Genomic DNA, 17,566 nt, shown 5'->3' with positions numbered 1-17,566 from the left:
CTTTGAGCGTTTAATAGGCACTTACTCTTATCGTTGTTCCTTTTTAAACGGGACTGTCATTTTTACAAAGTAACGCCTTGATATTAAGCCCTGTGAAGCGCTTTACTCTGCATTTTGAGGTGGTTTGGGTATATAAAAACTAGCACTTAAAACCGACTAAAAAAAAGCCAGTACAAAATGCACTGGCTATTTATTTGCTGTTCAAGAATACTTAAGCGAGTTGTTTTTTACGCTGAAATAGACCTTTAATTTTATTAAATATACCGCGAAAGAACCCGCGAATATCACTTAATATAATGTACAAGCACGGTACTAATAATAAAGTGATCAGCGTTGCGAACATTACGGCAAAACCAAGTGCAACAGCCATTGGAATCACAAACTTCGCTTGTAAGCTGGTTTCAAACATTATAGGTAAAACACCGGCAAATGTCGTAATTGAAGTTAGCAGTATTGGCCTAAAGCGGGCACAGCCTGCTTCAATAACCGCTTCTTTCACGCTTATTCCACCACGGCGTGCTTGGTTAACAAAGTCAGTCATTACCAGCGAGTCATTGATCACAACCCCAGCGGCAGCGATTAAACCAAAGCCTGACATTAAACTGATATCCAAACCAAACCAATAATGGCCCCAAATAGCACCCGTTAAGCTAAACGGAATAACCGACATAACAATTAATGGCTGCGAATAACTCTTTAACGGTACAGCGAGTAAAATATACACCAAGAACATGCCGCCAATAAAAAACATGATTTGTTCGTTGGCTTGCGCTTGCTGCTCCTCGATAGCACCACCTAGCTCAGATTTTACGCTTGGAAACTCTTCCTTAAGTTGTGGTAGCAAGTTGTCTTTTACTTGTTTAACGACTTCACCTGGCTCAATGACTTCTTCATCGATACTGCCATAGACATAAACCGTTCGATAGCCACCTTCACGACGAATATAACTAATCCCCGGTTTTTCAGTTAACTCAACCACATCACCGAGTAATACTTCTTTACCCTGAGGGGTCGTTACAACAGCATGCTTAAGTGATGAAAATGCTTCACGTGTTAATTTAGGGTAACGCACCATTACACGTACTTCTTCGCCACCACGAATAACACGCTGCGCTTCACCACCGTAGAAGCTAGCGCCAACTTGGTTGGCAATGGAAGCTAAGTCTAACCCTAAGTCATATGCAACAGGTTTTAAGCTCATTTGTACTTCTTTGCTTGCAGGATCGATCGTTGAACTAATATCAAACAACCCTTCTTGCTGTTGCAATAGCTGAATAAAGCGACGACCTGCGTCATTTAAAGTATCAATATCGGAGCCGAAGAGTAAGTAACCAAACTCACCATTGCCGCCCCCGCCATTCACATCATCTTGGATCGTCAACGACTTAACACCTGCGATATTAGGCATTGCCTCGCGCCAACGACGTGATAGCTCAAATGCATTGTATGGGCGTAAGTCTTCTTCAACGAGCGGAGCTAATAATTGTGCCTCAGTACGACCTTGGTTAAAGACCAGTAAGTCACGCACTATTTTTTGACCAAATTCACGCTCTGTTTGCTTATCCACATCAAGCACCATGGCTTCAATTTCACGGATCGCGTTGATGGTTTGAATATCAGATGCGTTATCATTCATCTCCAAATTAATCTGCGGGAAATCATGTGGTACTTTTGGTGTTGGCACCGTACGAACTTGATTTGATGAAATTAGTCCAAAGGTCAAAATAAGCAACGCAATGAACGAAAACAATACTGCCCAACGCCATTCCACACAGCGTTTTACAAAACGCTTATAGGGTCCATTAACAAAGCCAAAAAAGCGATTGTTAAAACGGGCACGCCATCCATTTGGATTAATAGGCGAAAAGTGGGTATGCGCGATATGTGCAGGTAGTATAAGTTTTGATTCAATCAAACTAAAAATTAAACACAGAATGACGATAACAGCAATTCCATAAAAGAACGCACTTTCAGGGCCGCTTGATAGTGTGAAGGGAGCGAATACTGCAATGGTTGTTAATACGCCAAATGTCGCAGGCGTTGCAACGCGTTTAGCACCATTGACGACATTGACAACACCACCGCCTTTTTTCTCTATTTCGGTATAGGCACTTTCACCGATGACAATGGCGTCGTCCACCACAATCCCTAGCACCATAATAAACGCAAACAATGAAATAATATTAATGGTGACACCAAACAACGGCATCATCATCATCGCACCTAAAAAGCACACTGGAAGGCCAATCATTACCCATAACGCCAATTTAAAGCGTAAGAAGATGGATAACATAATTGCCACTAATACCGCACCTTGTAAAAGGTTCGACAACATCATATCTAAACGGGCATTGAGGTAGTAAGTCATGTCCATTAGTGGTACTAAACGCACGCCTAATGGCAGGTCTTTATTCTTTTGCTCAATAAAAGCTTTCACTGATTCTGCAACAGGAATCATGTTTTGATCTTCTGTTGCTTTTACCGACAAATAAACCGCATTCTCACCGTTAAACTTAAAGTAACGCTCACCTTCCGTAAACTGGTCCTTAATTACCGCAATATCTTGCAGCAGCACCTTCGCTCCATTATTGCCTATTTTTACAGGGATTTGACGAAACTCTTCGCCAGAGTAAAACTGGTTCTCAACGCGAACAGAAATAACACCGGCATCAGTTTTTAACTGGCCCGCTGAAAAGTTTGCAGAGTAACGACGAATTGCAGCAGAAACATCATTGAGCGTGAGGTTGTATTGGCGCAAAGTGTCAGGTTCGATTTCGATTGCAATTTCATCCAGTGGCACATCATTCACCACCAGCGATACGTTTGAAAGCTGCAAGAGTTCATCTTCAATGCGATTAGCAATCGGTTTAAGCTCGCTTAGCGGCAGATCAGCAACCAGTGTCATACCAATAACATCTTGGCGAAACTCAATTTGACTTATGGTGACCGGTTCCATACCTGCTGGAAAAGTCGCAATACCGTCAACGCGTAGCTTCACTTTATCAAGCACTTCACTTAATTCAGCGTCGGTATTAATTTCTAACTGGGCACTCCCGCCGTTACGAAATGAGCGGTACACCCCTTTCTTTATTTCTGTAATGTCTTTTAGAGACTCTTCAATCTTAATTAAAATGCTTTCTTCCATCTCCTGAGGCGATGCCCCTGGGTAGTTAGCATTAATAGAAATGTAATTAATTTCAACGTTTGGAAACATCTGACGTTGCATGGTGAAAAAGCTAATAACACCCATGATGATAATAAAAAACATCATCAGGTTAGCTGCAACTGAGTTATTAGCAAAATAGGCTATGATACCAGTTTGCTTTTCGTGTTTTGGAGCAGCTTGTGGTTGCTCAGAGCTGGGTAGTTCAGTGTTATTCATAACGCAGTCACCCTATTAAAGCTTTTCTGTGTCAGCACTTTGAAGTGCCTCATTTTGTTTAACGTCAGGCATACCTGCAATTTTTACCGCCATCCCTTTTTGCGGGTACTCTGGTAGCGTTACAACTAGCCTATCGTCAGCTTCTAAGCCATCACTAATGTAAAAATACTCACCTTCTTCACGCACAACGTTTACTTTACGCGCCTCAAGCTGCTGCTCAGCGTTCACAATCCACACTGTTTGGTTGTTAACCAACTCTTGCGGCAAACGATAAATATTTTCAAGCATGGCGCCTGCAAAGTTAACTTGCACATACGTGCCAAATTTAATCGCTGGGTGTTTGTTAGCTAATCCATATGGGTCATTAATGCGAACAACCAAGCTACTCATACGTGTTGCTGTGTCAACAATCCCTAAATCGCGGTCGATTTGCGCTTCGCGACTAAAGCCATGTAAACCAGATTTAATCACTGTTGCTTTAACGCCTTTTACACGCTCTGGTAAAAATACGCTGTCAAAGCCTGCAATTGGAATAATAACTTCTGCTGATTCAATGTTATTTAGCTCAGCTACTTGAGAGCCCATATTGATATACTGACCAACACCAATTTCTCGGCTAACTACTAATGCATCGTAAGGTGCAGTTACTTCACAGTTATCTAAATCTCGTTGCGCGCGCTTTAAACGTGCTTGAGCTGACTTCACAGATGCTTGTGCACTAAGTACTTGCGGTTCACGTAAAAAAAGCGCTGTTCGCTCTTTATTTGGAAAACGCTTCGCTTCATCTTCTGCTACTTTAGCCTGTGCTTGCTCTTCAATTAATTGTGCTTGCGCTTGCGCCAGTTCAGCCTCAGCTTGTAGTAATGCAGCTTCATAATTGTCTTTTTCAATGGTAAACAAGGTTTCACCGCGTGCCACAATACCACCGGCAACAAAATTAGGGTGCCAACTTACCACTTCACCAGACACTTGCGCAGATAAACGTGTACTTTCCAGCGGCTTAACCTCACCATAACTATTAATAACCACTTGGTGGTTATTAGCAGATACAGGCTCAACTTCTACCGTAGGGCGTGTGTCTACTATCTCTTTGCTCTCTGTCTCTTGTGCAATGGCATTAATTGCCATGAATCCAGCGACACCAAAGCCCAGAATCACAAAAGGAAGGATCCCTTTAAGTAACGTTGTTCGCATAATTAATCTCCTTAATTTTTTACTGAGACCATAATAACAGAGCTAGATGAAACATTAACGTGACATTTGTAAGTAACTGTTACAAAAACTCATCTAATTATATTAGCCGCTTGTTATATTTTGATACAAAAAAACAATTTATAAAATTCAAGAAGATAACTCTAAAAACTTTCCTTTCATCTTAGATGTGTTTTTTATATGACTAAGTTCGGTACAATCCAGATGATTTTAACAAGCCAAAAAGAGCAGAAAATGAAATTAACCACCCTTACGCTAGCATTAAGTTTAGCTTTAGCGACCAGCGGCCACGCATTAGCTGCAGACAAAAAAGATGACAAAAAAGACAAAACAATTGCCGAATTAATTAAAGACAAAACTGAATTTGCGGGTATCTTTAGCTTATATCAGGACGAAAAAACCGGTGACCACTTAATGGTTATCAATGAGTCTCAACTTGATACACCTTTTGTATATTTTGCACATACTGTTGATGGTGTAACCGATGCAGGGCATTTTCGTGGTGCGTACCGTGAAACGAAGCTAATTGAGTTTAGAAAGTACTTTGACCGTATTGATATTATCAGCAAAACTCCACGCTACCAGTTTGATGAAAACAGCGCCATTGCTAAAGCAGCCGATGCCAATATCAGCGAAGCCGTACTTGCCAGTATCAAAATTGAAAAACACGAAGCAGAAAAAATTGCCTTTAAGGTAGATAAACTATTTTTAAGTGAAGCACTGCACAAAGTATCGCCATGGCCAAACCCGAACGATAAAAATGCTAAAAAGCGTTTTAAAGTCGGTAAATTAAGCGCTAAAAAGTCACGTATTATTAAACAGCGCCCATACGCAAATAACCTAGATGTTGTTGTTGATTATGTATTTGAAAATGCTAACCCAAGCGTTCGCGGCTCAAGCGCAGTTAGTGACCCGCGTAATGTCTCAGTAAAAGTACAGCATTCATTTGTAGCCTTACCAGAGAACGACTACCAACCTCGTATTGACGATGCACGTATTGGTTATTTCACTAATCAGTTTGACCAAATGACCTCGCCAGATTGGGCCCCTTATCAAGATGTAATTAAACGTTGGGACTTGCAAAAGAAAGACCCAAGCGCAGCACTATCAGAGCCTGTTAAACCAATTACTTGGTGGATTGAGAACACTACGCCAATTGAATGGCGCGACACTATTAAAGAAGCCACATTGGCTTGGAACAGCTCATTTGAAAAAGCGGGCTTTAAAAATGCCATCGAAGTGAAAATTCAGCCTGATAATGCAGACTGGGATGCTGGCGATATTAACTACAACGTACTACGTTGGACATCTTCGCCTAAACCTCCATTTGGCGGCTACGGCCCAGCACTTGCCAACCCATTAACCGGTGAAATACTTGGCTCAGATATCATGCTTGAGTTTGTATTCATGAAGAACCGTTGGATCTATGACACGCTGTTTACTCAAGGTACTATGAGCCACAGCAACAACCCTGTAAGTACTGGCGAATTAAACTGTTCTTTAGGACACGAAATTCAACAAAATATGATGTTGGCCAATAGTCTTTCAACAGGCGCAAGTATTGAAGACAAAGAAATCTTACGCCAAGGTTTAACACAGTTAGTACTGCACGAAGTTGGTCATACTCTAGGCCTAAACCACAATATGAAATCATCTATCTTGTGGGATGAAAAAGAAGTCCACGATAAAGCCAAAACACAAGGTATTGTCACAGGTTCAGTAATGGATTATGCCCCAGCTAATATTGCCCCTATTGGCATGCAACAAGGTGATATTTTCCAAACTAAACCGGGTCCATATGATGATTGGGCTATTGAATTTGGTTACAGCCAAGCACTTGCAGATGATGCTGCCGAGCAACAACGCCTAGAGCAGATTCTTGCCCGCTCAACAGAGCATGAACTTGCTTTTGGTAACGATGCCGATGATATGCGTGCACCAGGTCGTCACATTGATCCACGCGTAATGATTGGTGATATGTCATCAAACCCAGCGGCTTACGGCGCAGACAGAATGGCGCTGATCAACAAGCTGTTCTCTGAATTAAAAGACACAGCGCGCGTTGAAGGTGAATCTCACCAACAGCTACTTATTTCTGCAAACAGCCTATTTGGCCAATACCGAGCGCAAGCTAACGTCATTTCTCGCCAAATCGGTGGTGTGTATGTCGAACGTGCAGTCGTTGGTGGTAATGACGATGTAAAACCATTTACTCCTGTGCCACTTGAGCGTCAGCAGCAAGCGATGCAAATTTTAGCTAAGAACGTATTTGCACCAGATGTACTAAGCAGCATGAAGCCACTGTATAACTATATGCAGCAGCAGCGTCGTGGTTTTAATCATTACGGTAAAAACGAAGATCCAAAACCACATAAAATGATTTTAGGAATGCAAAAGTCTGTGCTTGCACAACTATTACATCCAGCTGTAATGCAGCGTATTTCAGATACCGCACTGTACGGCAATGAATACAGCTTAAATCAGTTTATGGGCGATTTAACAGCAAGTATTTTTGTTGATACTAAAGAAGCAAACTCAATTAGCCATAACTTACAAATTCAATATGTAAATCAGCTAATTGCAATTGCGGGTCTGGGTAAAGCGAGTAAGCACGACAACTTAGCAAGAACAGCTGCGCTTTATCAGCTAACACAAATTGCAGATAGCAGTACCCCATGGGGTGCTGATACGGCAACTAAAGCGCATAAGCAATATATCGACCGCTTAATCAGCAAAGCGCTCGAAGCATAAAACACTATGCAATAATATTAAGCCGCACTTCAAGTGCGGCTTTTTTTGTTTTCAAAACCGAACAGTCCCGTGTTCGATATCGAACATCCTTTCTTTTAAAAAAGCGAAACAAAATCTTAAGACACTGAAATTAAAGCATATTTAATTTTGGCATCAAATTTTCATTATCGACTGTATCAACCAAAATGATGAGTAGATAATGAACATCAATATTGACCAAAAAACAAAACCAAACAGATTTAAACGCACGCTGATTATGGCAGTGCTTGTGGTTGTCACATTTGTAGGCTATTTCACAATTAAACCTACCACACCACAACTTAACGCAGACATGCTTAATGTCGTTACTGTTAAGCAAGGTGATATCGATATTATGACACCCGTATATGGTCAATACGCTTCACGCTATGAGCGCCTGATCAGTGCTCCCGCGACAGGCCAAGTCAGTGAAATTTACCTGCGCGCTGGCGCTGATGTTGAAGCCGACACAATTATTGCTAAGCTCACAAACCCAGATCTAGAACAGCAACAATTTGAAGCACAAGCAAAGCTTGAACGCATGAACTCTGAATTTGCGGCCTTTAAATTTCAAAAACAAAACGAGCAACTCACCTTCCAAGCCGAACTCGCTGATATAGATAGCCAGATACAAGGCGCTAAATTAGATGTTGATGTAAACCAGCGCCTATCAGATCAAGGCATTGCGGCCAAAATTGATTTAGAACGCGCTATTCTTAAACATAACCAGCTAAGAAAGCGTTTAGAGTTTGCAAATTACCGCTTTGAAAAACAAAAAGAAATGCACAAGTTAGAGCTTGAGCAACAAAAAATTTTATTAAAGCAGCAACAAAAACAAGTCGACTTAGTCAGCAGTAAAGTAGCGGCATTGACCATCACCACAGGAATGGCTGGCACCCTGCAACGTTTAGATATTGAACTTGGGGAGCGGGTAAATCAAGGGCAAGCAATGGCGCGCGTTGGTTCAAAAACGCAATTAATGGCAACGCTGAATATCCCACAACGCATTGCTGAGCGTATCCAACTTGGCGCGGCTGTTGAGTTAAAACACCCCACAGGCAAGCTAAAAGGGACCGTTGAACAACTTGCCTCTGTGGTTGAAAACGGCTTTATTGTTGCAGAAGTCCACCTAAGCGGCCCCTTACCAAGCAGCTTACGCCCAGCACAACCAGTTAATGCACTCGTATTTGTTGAGCGTAAAGAAAACGCCTTGTATGTAAGCCAACAACCCGGTCTAAAACCACTTGGCGCACAACAACTCTATAAACACATTCCTAACCAACCACAACTACACCAGCAGCAAATTACCTTTGGCGAGCTAACGGGTACTGACCTGATCATTACCCTGGGGGCCATTGCTGGCGAAAAAATTATCACAAATGATTTAAGCCAATGGCATAATTACAGCCACTTGGCTTTAGATACTTCAAAACTTTAAGGAAAATATCATGACTGCACTCGTAACAATTAATAATATCAATAAAGTGTATAGCAAAGGCCAAGTTAAAACGCATGCCTTGCAAGATGTATCTTTAACGATAAATAAAGGTGAGTTCATCGCTATTTCTGGCGCATCAGGTTGCGGTAAATCTACCTTACTCAGTATTTTAGGCCTACTAGACACCCCAACGGATGGTCATTACCAATTAGCTAATATTGATACACAGAGCCTTAAAATCGATCAACGATCTAGCGTACGTAACAAGCATATTGGCTATGTATTTCAGTCATTCAATTTAATTGATAGCTTAACTGTATTTGAAAATGTAGCACTGCCACTTGAGCACCGCGGAGCATTGAGCAGTACTATAAAGGCAGCAGTCGAGAAGCAACTGGCTGCGGTAAACATGGGTGCACGCTTAGACCATAAACCAAATCAGTTATCTGGTGGGCAACAGCAACGTGCTGCCATTGCCCGCGCTTTAGTAGGCAACCCTGATTTACTGCTAGTCGATGAACCAACCGGTAACTTAGATAGCCAAAACGGCGATGCTGTCATGCAACTGTTGCTTGATTTAAACAAGCAAGGCGCCACCGTTGTAATGGTGACGCATGACGAACGTTATAGCCAAATGGCGCAGCGTCAAATTCGTTTATTCGATGGTAAAGTATTGGTTGAGCATCAGGAGGCTGTCGCATGAGTTTTTATCTTCGCGCACTGCGCCACGGTGTTTTACGGTTATTTACATTGCCACGCTTGTCACTGCCCATCTTGCTTACACTAAGCTTAACATTGGCTGCGGTACTTGCCGTTGTCGCTATGAGCAGCCACCTTATATTTAAGCCTTTACCTGATATAAAAGACGAAAAAAACCTGTATGTTATTAACCGCACCATGGCGGTTTCAGAAGATATGCGTGTTTCTATGTTTACTGCTAAACGCTTGGCATTATTAGCTGAGCAATACAAAGGATATGGCCAGTTTGCTGCATACCAAGCTGACGAAAGTGCGGTAACTGTAAACGAAACGAATTACCCCGTCTCACGCTTCGATGCCAGTCATAACTTTATGCCAGTAGTTGGAGGTACGTTACTACTAGGTGAGCAGCCAAACAACGTCAATACACAAAACTCGGTATGGATCTCACAAAGCTTATGGCAAAGCGCATTTCAAAAAAGCGTAAACGCCATAGGTCAAACATTACAAATAGAGGGTACATCACTGCAAATTCGCGGAGTGGTCAGTGACTTTTCATCATTTAATTCCGATAACGATGAAAAGTATGCTCAGCAAGTATGGCGTTATTATGATTTAGCCGAAAAAGCAGCAATGCCGACACAAATGTCTATCAACGGCAGCCTGCTGCCCCTATTTCGCCAAACCGAACGTGCATTTACGGCCGATGACATGGAGAGTTTTTGGCAGCAGTATTATCTTGACCAAGGTGAACAGCTTGGCCCTATGAAACAAATGTTTGAGAGCATGGCCCCAGAAAGCACGGCAACCTTATATCGCGATAACCTGATGGAAGATCAGCAAACCATGCTGTTGTTTTTATTAGCAACGGTGGTCATCTTACTCGTAATGGCAAGCCTCAACCTACTAAACCTATTTATTGCCCATTACCAACAACGCGAACAAGAATTTGCCACACAGTTATGTATGGGCGCATCACGCAACAAATTATTAGTAATGAGCTTTTTAGAAAACCTGAGCACCTTTTTACTCGCCGCAGTATTAGGTTTGCTAGGTGCCGCTTGGCTGATCAGATTATTACCTATCATCAGTGGCGGTAATATCGCGATGCTTGAACTGGTGCAAATTGATGCAATAACTATTGCTGTTGCGGTTGCAATTGTGCTGATTATCAATTTATTTTTTGCATTTCTATCAACCCGTCAGTTTGATCAAACACAACTAATTAGCAACCTTAATAACGGTAATAAGGGTGTCAATGCAGGTAAAGTGACCCGTCTTAGTCAAGTGTTATTTATTGCACAGTTAAGCTCCGCTGCGGTTATTTTAACGGGCACCGCTATGCTGGCAAATACCGCCTACGATAAGCTAAATATTCACTTAGGTTTTGAGCCAGGCAATACGCTAATAGCCAATGTACGCCTACAAAATAACGATGACCCTGTGTTAAATACTGCAGAGATTGAGGAACAAGCAAAACAAGATCCTATCGCGACAGAGCAAAAAACAAAACAACGCTATCAGGGTGCGCTTGAAATAAAAAACCAACTTGAACAGGCCGTTTTGCAAGTGCAGCCTGGTATCACCTCACTACAAAGCCAAGGCGAACCTTTTAACTTTAACACTGTTATTAATATGACCGAGGATGAGCAAACCCGAGAGCGCTTTACCTATATGACGATTAACATTGCTCCCGATTATTTACAGACCTATAAGCTCAACTTGCTGGCTGGGCAAAATATGAGCCAAACGCAATATCAAAATTTAGAGCCCGTGGCATTAATCAACGAAACCTTTGCTAAGCAATTGTCCACCGATGGCACCATTGAATCGGTAATAGGTAAAGAAGTTTCTCTTCGTCAAATTATCGGAGTGGTCGCAGATAATTACACCATCATGGCTAAAGATCAGGGTTATCCGACCATGCTTTACAGCTATTCACATGATGCCCCGAATTTTGGGATCACGCTTGCTATGCAACTGCCGCCAGGGCAACGCTTTGATAAACATGCCATTATGCATGCAATTAAATATGCTCACCCACAAGTTATTGAAGTAGATGCACGCACACTTGATGAACGCTGGGATGAACAAGTCATGCCGCAACGCGTGCAATTTTATTTTATCAGTGCATTGTCTCTCTTAACTTTGCTACTTGCAGCCGTGGGCAGTAATGGTATGGCAATGAGCTTTACAGAGTTAAAACGCTTTGAACTTGCTATACGTATGGCAACCGGGGCAAGCCGCTTAAACCTCATGAAACGAACGTTAAAAAGCTTTAATGGCTTACTACTGAGTGCGCTAGCTATTGCTATCACCCTCGCCTGTGGTCTTTATTTAACACTGCAAAGCGCCATTCCTTTATTACCCGCATTTTCTTGGCAAGCACTCACAATTTTTACTAGTTTATTGATTGCTATCGTCTTTTCTGCCATTGTTTTGGTAGTATGGCGTATTATTAATGCAGACCCTATGCGCGCGCTTAGAGAGCAATAAACTTTTAAGGTAATGGCAGCACACGCTGCCATTAAAACCACGATGATCCCACATACTATTTTAATCGTTGATGACGACGATGACATTCGCTTTGCACTCTCGATGCTACTCGAGCAAGCAGGCTATCGGGTGGTTGAAGCTGATGGGCCAACTCAATGCATGCAATTGCTTGGTCGGTTAACGCCTGCGCTGGTGTTACTAGACATGAACTTCACCCGTGATACCACCTCGGGTAAAGAAGGCCTTGCACTACTCGAACAAATCACCCCCTTGGGTATTCCCATTATGCTAATGACTGCTTGGGCCAATATTGAACTGGCAGTCACCGGGTTGCAAAAAGGCGCGAAAGACTTTATTGAAAAACCATGGCGAAAGGAAAAATTACTCAACCAGATAGCCAATCACATTAACCCCATTACGACAACGCCTACACAAGGTGATTGGATAGCTTGCTCACTTGCAATGCAGTCGCTCGATACACTGATTACACAGCTTGCGCCAACCGATGCTAACTTATTAATTTTAGGTGAAAATGGCACAGGGAAATCGCAACTAGCCAAGCGTATACACCAATTAAGCACACGCAACCAAGCCCCCTTTGTGAGCCTAAATATGGGTGCTATTGCAGAGTCTTTATTTGAAAGTGAATTATTCGGTCATCATAAAGGCGCATTCACCGACGCTAAACAAGACCGAATAGGGGCGTTTAGTCGCGCCAAAAGTGGCACGTTATTTATGGATGAAATAGGCACTTTACCTGTTCATTTACAGCCTAAATTATTGCAAGTGCTTGAGACGGGTGAATTTACGCCGCTTGGTGCAAACGCCAGTGAACAAGTTAACGTACGCTTGATCGCCGCAACCAATCAAGACCTCTATAAAGCCATTACTGATGGGCAATTTCGCCAAGATTTATATTATCGCTTAAACACCTTTGTTATTCGCCTACCTGCGTTACGTGAACGAAAAGACGATATTTTGCCACTCGCCACACATTTTATTAATCATTTTGCTGCTAAATATAATAAGCCGCCCTGCACGTTATCCCAAAACGTTGAAGAGTTGTTATGCAGCCACGGTTGGCCGGGTAATATTCGTGAACTGAGCCATGTGATAGAACGCGCCATGTTGATGTGCACGGGAAGCATCATCGAGTTATCGCAAATAATGTTGGATAGCCAAACGAATCAAAACCAATCAATTCCCAAACTCACACTTGAAGAACTTGAAAAACAACGTATTACTGACGCACTAAAACAACATAACCACCAAATTACAGCCGCGGCAAAAAGCTTAGGTATCTCACGCAATGCGCTGTACCGACGGATGGAAAAGTATCAACTAGAGGGGCTTGATGAGTAACTTTAAAATAAGCCATAAAGCCAAGGTGATGAGTATATTTGCAACTATTTTTTGCGCCATTATCGTGCCAAGTACTGGCTGGGTTTATCAATTAAGCCAAGACTTACTGCTGACTGCCACCTTGGCTATTTGCTTAAGTTACCTGCTTATTATGTGCATCTATCGGTTATTTAACGCTTACTTTTCACCTATCGCTCAACTGCAAGCCTATATTGATGCAAAACAGCAAGGGCAAAGTAATCTCAGCTTGGGCTTTAGCGGCTCGCGCTCCCCATGGGCCATGCTCGGCGAACAAATTGACACACTGTTTAACAAGCCAATGCCACACGCAACGCATTTGATCGATGGACTATTTCATCATTGGCCGCACCCAATCGCCGTATTCAATGAAAAAGAGCGGCTTATTTTCTTCAATCAACCTATGTATCAACAACTTAAAATGCCATTACTACGCGGTATGAGCATGGCCGAATGCGGTTTTACCGTTAAAAACGCACAATGCCGCCATGCCCAATTAAATCAAGATTGGCAAGTGCAACGCATTGCGCTCAGTGATGCAAAGCAAACGGTGATCACAGCCAGCTATATTGGCCACCAACTGCAAAATGCTAAACGCCAATCTCAAGCTGATTTAATTCGCATATTATCGCATGAGCTAAATAACTCGATCACCCCTATGGCATCCATGGCAGATACACTGCTAAGTGCAGAGACATTAAATGAAAAACAAACCAGACAAGTATTAGAGCGAGTAAAATCACGCAGTGAATCACTGTTACAGTTTATAAAAGCCTACTCTGAGCTGAGTCGATTACCCGCAGCAAAACCACACGACTTTAATTTAAAAACTTTAGCTACACTAAACGCAGCAGAGCAAAGTATTCACCTTAACTTTGACGGTGAATCACAATGCTTTGCTGATAAGCTGCTTATTGAGCAGCTATTAATTAACCTATTTAAAAATACATTTGAAGCCGTTAATAGTGCACCATGTATTACTTTAAGGTGTTTTCAGCAAGCTAATATGCAAATACTGCTGCTCACCGACAACGGCCCTGGCTTTGCAAATCTAGACAACGCGCTCCAGCCTTTATATACAACTAAAAAAACCGGTCACGGACTTGGTCTAGCGCTATGTAATGATATTGTGCAAAAGCACAGCGGCCAGCTACAGTTAGCAAATACCGAACATGGCGCGCAAATCACCATTAAACTTCCACAAGGCACAAAGAACAATTATAAATAAATTGTGCCTTGCATGTAGCGTACAGCTCGCCCTGTTAAAGTTACCGCATCATCACCTACATCACATTGCATATGCCCACCCCGGCTTGAAGCTTGATAAGCGCTTAGCGTGTTTCTAGCAAATTGCTGCGCCCAATAAGGCGCAAGTCCAGTATGAATTGAGCCCGTCACAAAGTCTTCATCACCACCGTTGGCAGGCCAAAAATAACGCGAAACAAAATCATATTGCGTGCTTGGCGCAGTGGCAACAACATCAAATGGATGCAATGTTTTAAGTAACCCTGAGTCTGTTTTAAGATTTAATACATCCTGCTCACTGTCATAGATAGAAAAGTAAACCTGCCTATTTTTCAACACCTTAGATGGTTGTATAGACAAGTCTTTGAGAAGTGCTGGCGGGATAATTTGTATCTCCTCTGGCGCTTACTTTGGAAATGTCATGGCAAAACTGCCATCGGCATTTTTATTTATTATCAATTCACCCACAGCGGCTGCCTGAAAGCGTACCTGTGACACATCATGCTGTTCGCACAACACATAGGCAGCGGCAAGTGTTGCATGCCCACAAAAGTCTATTTCCATTAACGGTGAAAACCAACGTATTGCAAAGCTTCCATCGGCTTGTTTGCATGTAAACGCGGTTTCAGACACATTATTCTCAGCGCCTATTTTGAGCATCAACTCATCACTGAGCCACGCTTCAACATCGATTACCGCAGCATAGTTACCTTTAAACAGTTCATTAGTAAACGCGTCAATTTGATGGATAGTTAGTTGCATTAAAAGCTCAGTGTATGGAAACCTTTATAGGATAAGTTGCCATACACGGAGCTAATTGAACATCAAAATTATTTCACTTTTAGAAAGCTAAGCTGCGACTGGGCGCATTTTGTAATATTGAATACAGCCAAGTTGTGCAGCATTCGTCAGCAGTATCATGACAAACGTTAAGATGTGAGAGGTACTTGGGGTCGCCATGGCAAGTTCGGCAAATAAGCCACATAAGCCCGCTATAAACTGCAAGCTAAAGTAGCGAGCACTTAAATTGCTAATATCACCACTGCGAAGTGTTTTATAGGTTTGTGGCATTACTCGCACTGAGCTCATGATCAAGCCAACAAACGTCAGCCACGTAAGTACTTGAGCAGCCTCTAACTGAGGATTTAACAGCAATAAAAAAGGAAGCAATGAAAAACCTAGCATCGCTGCTAACTGGATCCGCTGCTCACGCTTGGCATTGTAGCGCGCAAAGTAATACAAAATAAGGCCACTTAAACCACCCGTTACGACAAAGGGTAAGACCATGTAAAAACGCTCAAAATACACGTTATAGGTAATAAAGTACGTACTTTGCGCTACGCCAAACGTCATCATCAATAATGATAATCCCGATACACTTCGGTTTTTGCGGATTTTATTTAGTAGTGGTAAAAAGCTAAACACTAAAATAAATGATGATAATATAGGCAAATAATGCGCCAAAGCAAACCTCGCTAGTTACAAATCAGTTAATAAGTTAAGGACTTTTAAATAAAACAAAACAAAAATGTAAACCACTGTTTTTGTTTGATTTATGTAAGGCGCGGCATTGTATAGATCTAAATCTAACACGCAACTATTGATGAAAAAAAAGACAAGCTTTGTTGGCAAGTTTACATTACAGTATGAATAGATTTTAAACGCATTTAGCATCAAATTGATTAAGAAAGAGATGAGCAACCCAGTTTAACTTTCTTGCTTAATTAAAAAGTGTCCTTCAGCGTCACTTAAAAATAAACGGGGGGATTATGAAGTTTTCTTTTATATTTTTTATATGCTTACTCGCAGGGTGCGCCTCAACAACCACACCCAAAGCGTCCTCAATTCAGGAGGTTCCTTCATTAACACAGCTGATTAATCATTCGCTATTCACACTTGAATCCGTGCCTTCTGAGCAGCAGCTTTTTCAACTCCCACAGCAAGAACAGCAAAAATTTATTGCTTACGTAAAGGCAAACCGCTTACTAGGCGAGTCTGACGAACTCATTATATATAATTACATTGAAAGTAGTTTGGGCGGGTTTACTTATCATGGTGATACCTTAACGGCTTCGCAAACACTCGAGAAAGCCCAAGGCAACTGTATAAGTCTAGCTATTGTAACTCAAGCGTATGCCAATATTATTGGGCTTGAAACAGCCTTTCAAGAAATGACCAGCGAACCTGTTTATGCCAAAGAAGGTAATTTGGTGTTTATTGCAAATCACTTTAGAACAAAGCTGTATAAACCGCTTGAAAAGCAAGAAGGCAAAATCGTTTTTATCCGCCCAGGTGTCATCGTTGATTACTTCCCATCAAGAGGGAGTTTTTACTCTGGTAGCGCAGACATTAATGACCTCATTGCGAAATATTACGCTAATCTCGCAGCCGAAGCGCTGTCGCAAGAAAACTACAACTTAGCTTATAGCTTATTAACGAAAGCCAATACGTTTACGCCTAATGATCCTGAGTTGTTTAATTTAGCTGCTATTCTCCACAAGCGCGTGAATGATCAAGCAACAACTCAGCGTATTTACCAAAGTGCATTTGACCATCATCTAGAGAGCCTAAACTTATTAAGCAATTACAAAGCATTGGCTGAAGATATTGGCAACGAGATGCTGGTTGAACAGATTAACCAAAAATTGGATCTAACTGAGAAAGATCCTTATCAGCTAATTGTGTTAGGTGAAACAGAGGCATTAAGCGGACAATACCTGCATGCTAGAAAATATATCAATCAAGCCATTGATAAAGCCCCTTATTTATCAGAGCCCTATGTTGCATTAGCAAAAATTCGCTATCAACAAGGTCATTTAGGTGCTACTAAAAGGCTGTTGGAGCAAGCGATGAAGCTTGAGCGAGATGAGACGCAGCGCAATGTATATGCTGCAAAGCTGGCGTCAGTATTTGCTAAATCAAAATAAGCCTAACCCAAACGACTT

General features: G+C 41.9%; 10 protein-coding genes and 1 pseudogene. 7 read left to right on the top strand and 4 right to left on the bottom strand.

Going from position 1 to position 17,566, the window contains the following annotated elements; genetic code table 11:
* Positions 1 to 211 precede the first annotated feature (211 nt).
* Both CSC79_RS07040 and CSC79_RS07035 read right to left on the bottom strand, forming a co-directional pair.
* On the bottom strand, positions 212 to 3,382 hold the full coding sequence (locus CSC79_RS07040) for an efflux RND transporter permease subunit (RefSeq protein WP_099295132.1): 3,171 nt from the start codon (positions 3,380 to 3,382) through the stop codon (positions 212 to 214).
* A 15-nt stretch (positions 3,383 to 3,397) separates the two neighbouring features.
* A complete protein-coding gene (locus CSC79_RS07035) occupies positions 3,398 to 4,576 on the bottom strand; it encodes an efflux RND transporter periplasmic adaptor subunit (protein WP_099295131.1) in 1,179 nt (392 codons plus the stop codon).
* Between the two features lie 252 nt (positions 4,577 to 4,828).
* Between CSC79_RS07035 and CSC79_RS07030 the strand changes: the two genes are divergently transcribed.
* From CSC79_RS07030 to CSC79_RS07005, 6 genes are all read left to right on the top strand, one after another.
* A complete protein-coding gene (locus CSC79_RS07030; protein WP_099295276.1) occupies positions 4,829 to 7,345 on the top strand; it encodes a zinc-dependent metalloprotease in 2,517 nt (838 codons plus the stop codon).
* Between the two features lie 199 nt (positions 7,346 to 7,544).
* Positions 7,545 to 8,801 carry an HlyD family efflux transporter periplasmic adaptor subunit gene (locus CSC79_RS07025; protein ID WP_099295130.1) on the top strand — a complete coding sequence of 419 codons (1,257 nt, stop codon included), beginning with the start codon at positions 7,545 to 7,547 and terminating at the stop codon, positions 8,799 to 8,801.
* A 10-nt stretch (positions 8,802 to 8,811) separates the two neighbouring features.
* Positions 8,812 to 9,504 (top strand): ABC transporter ATP-binding protein, encoded by a 693-nt coding sequence (locus tag CSC79_RS07020; protein WP_099295129.1) that lies wholly within the window; start codon positions 8,812 to 8,814, stop codon positions 9,502 to 9,504.
* Positions 9,501 to 11,996, top strand: a complete 2,496-nt coding sequence (locus CSC79_RS07015) for an ABC transporter permease (RefSeq protein WP_099295128.1) — start codon at positions 9,501 to 9,503, stop codon at positions 11,994 to 11,996. The genes CSC79_RS07020 and CSC79_RS07015 overlap by 4 nt, the downstream gene beginning before the upstream one ends.
* Before the next feature lie 12 nt (positions 11,997 to 12,008).
* Entirely contained in the window at positions 12,009 to 13,358 is a 1,350-nt protein-coding gene (locus CSC79_RS07010; RefSeq protein WP_237113979.1) for a sigma-54 dependent transcriptional regulator, read from the top strand.
* Entirely contained in the window at positions 13,351 to 14,604 is a 1,254-nt protein-coding gene (locus CSC79_RS07005; protein WP_099295127.1) for a HAMP domain-containing sensor histidine kinase, read from the top strand. The genes CSC79_RS07010 and CSC79_RS07005 overlap by 8 nt, the downstream gene beginning before the upstream one ends.
* Here the strand turns inward: CSC79_RS07005 and CSC79_RS07000 are convergent.
* Positions 14,595 to 15,383: pseudogene (locus CSC79_RS07000) on the bottom strand (PhzF family phenazine biosynthesis protein). The gene CSC79_RS07005 and the pseudogene CSC79_RS07000 sit on opposite strands and share 10 nt — an antisense overlap.
* Before the next feature lie 87 nt (positions 15,384 to 15,470).
* The gene (locus CSC79_RS06995) at positions 15,471 to 16,085 is read right to left on the bottom strand and encodes a PQ-loop repeat-containing protein (RefSeq protein ID WP_099295126.1); all 615 of its coding nucleotides are present in this window, start codon (positions 16,083 to 16,085) and stop codon (positions 15,471 to 15,473) included.
* Positions 16,086 to 16,390: 305 nt separating this feature from the next.
* Between CSC79_RS06995 and CSC79_RS06990 the strand changes: the two genes are divergently transcribed.
* Positions 16,391 to 17,548: a hypothetical protein gene (locus tag CSC79_RS06990; protein ID WP_099295125.1), complete on the top strand. Its 1,158-nt coding sequence runs from the start codon at positions 16,391 to 16,393 to the stop codon at positions 17,546 to 17,548.
* The last annotated feature ends 18 nt before the right edge of the window (positions 17,549 to 17,566 follow it).

Origin of the sequence: Pseudoalteromonas sp. 3D05 (assembly GCF_002723455.1) — a bacterium.
Classification (GTDB): Bacteria; Pseudomonadota; Gammaproteobacteria; order Enterobacterales; family Alteromonadaceae; genus Pseudoalteromonas.
The sequence above is the reverse complement of the archived record's forward strand: the minus strand, read 5'-3'. Positions and strand labels throughout refer to the sequence as shown.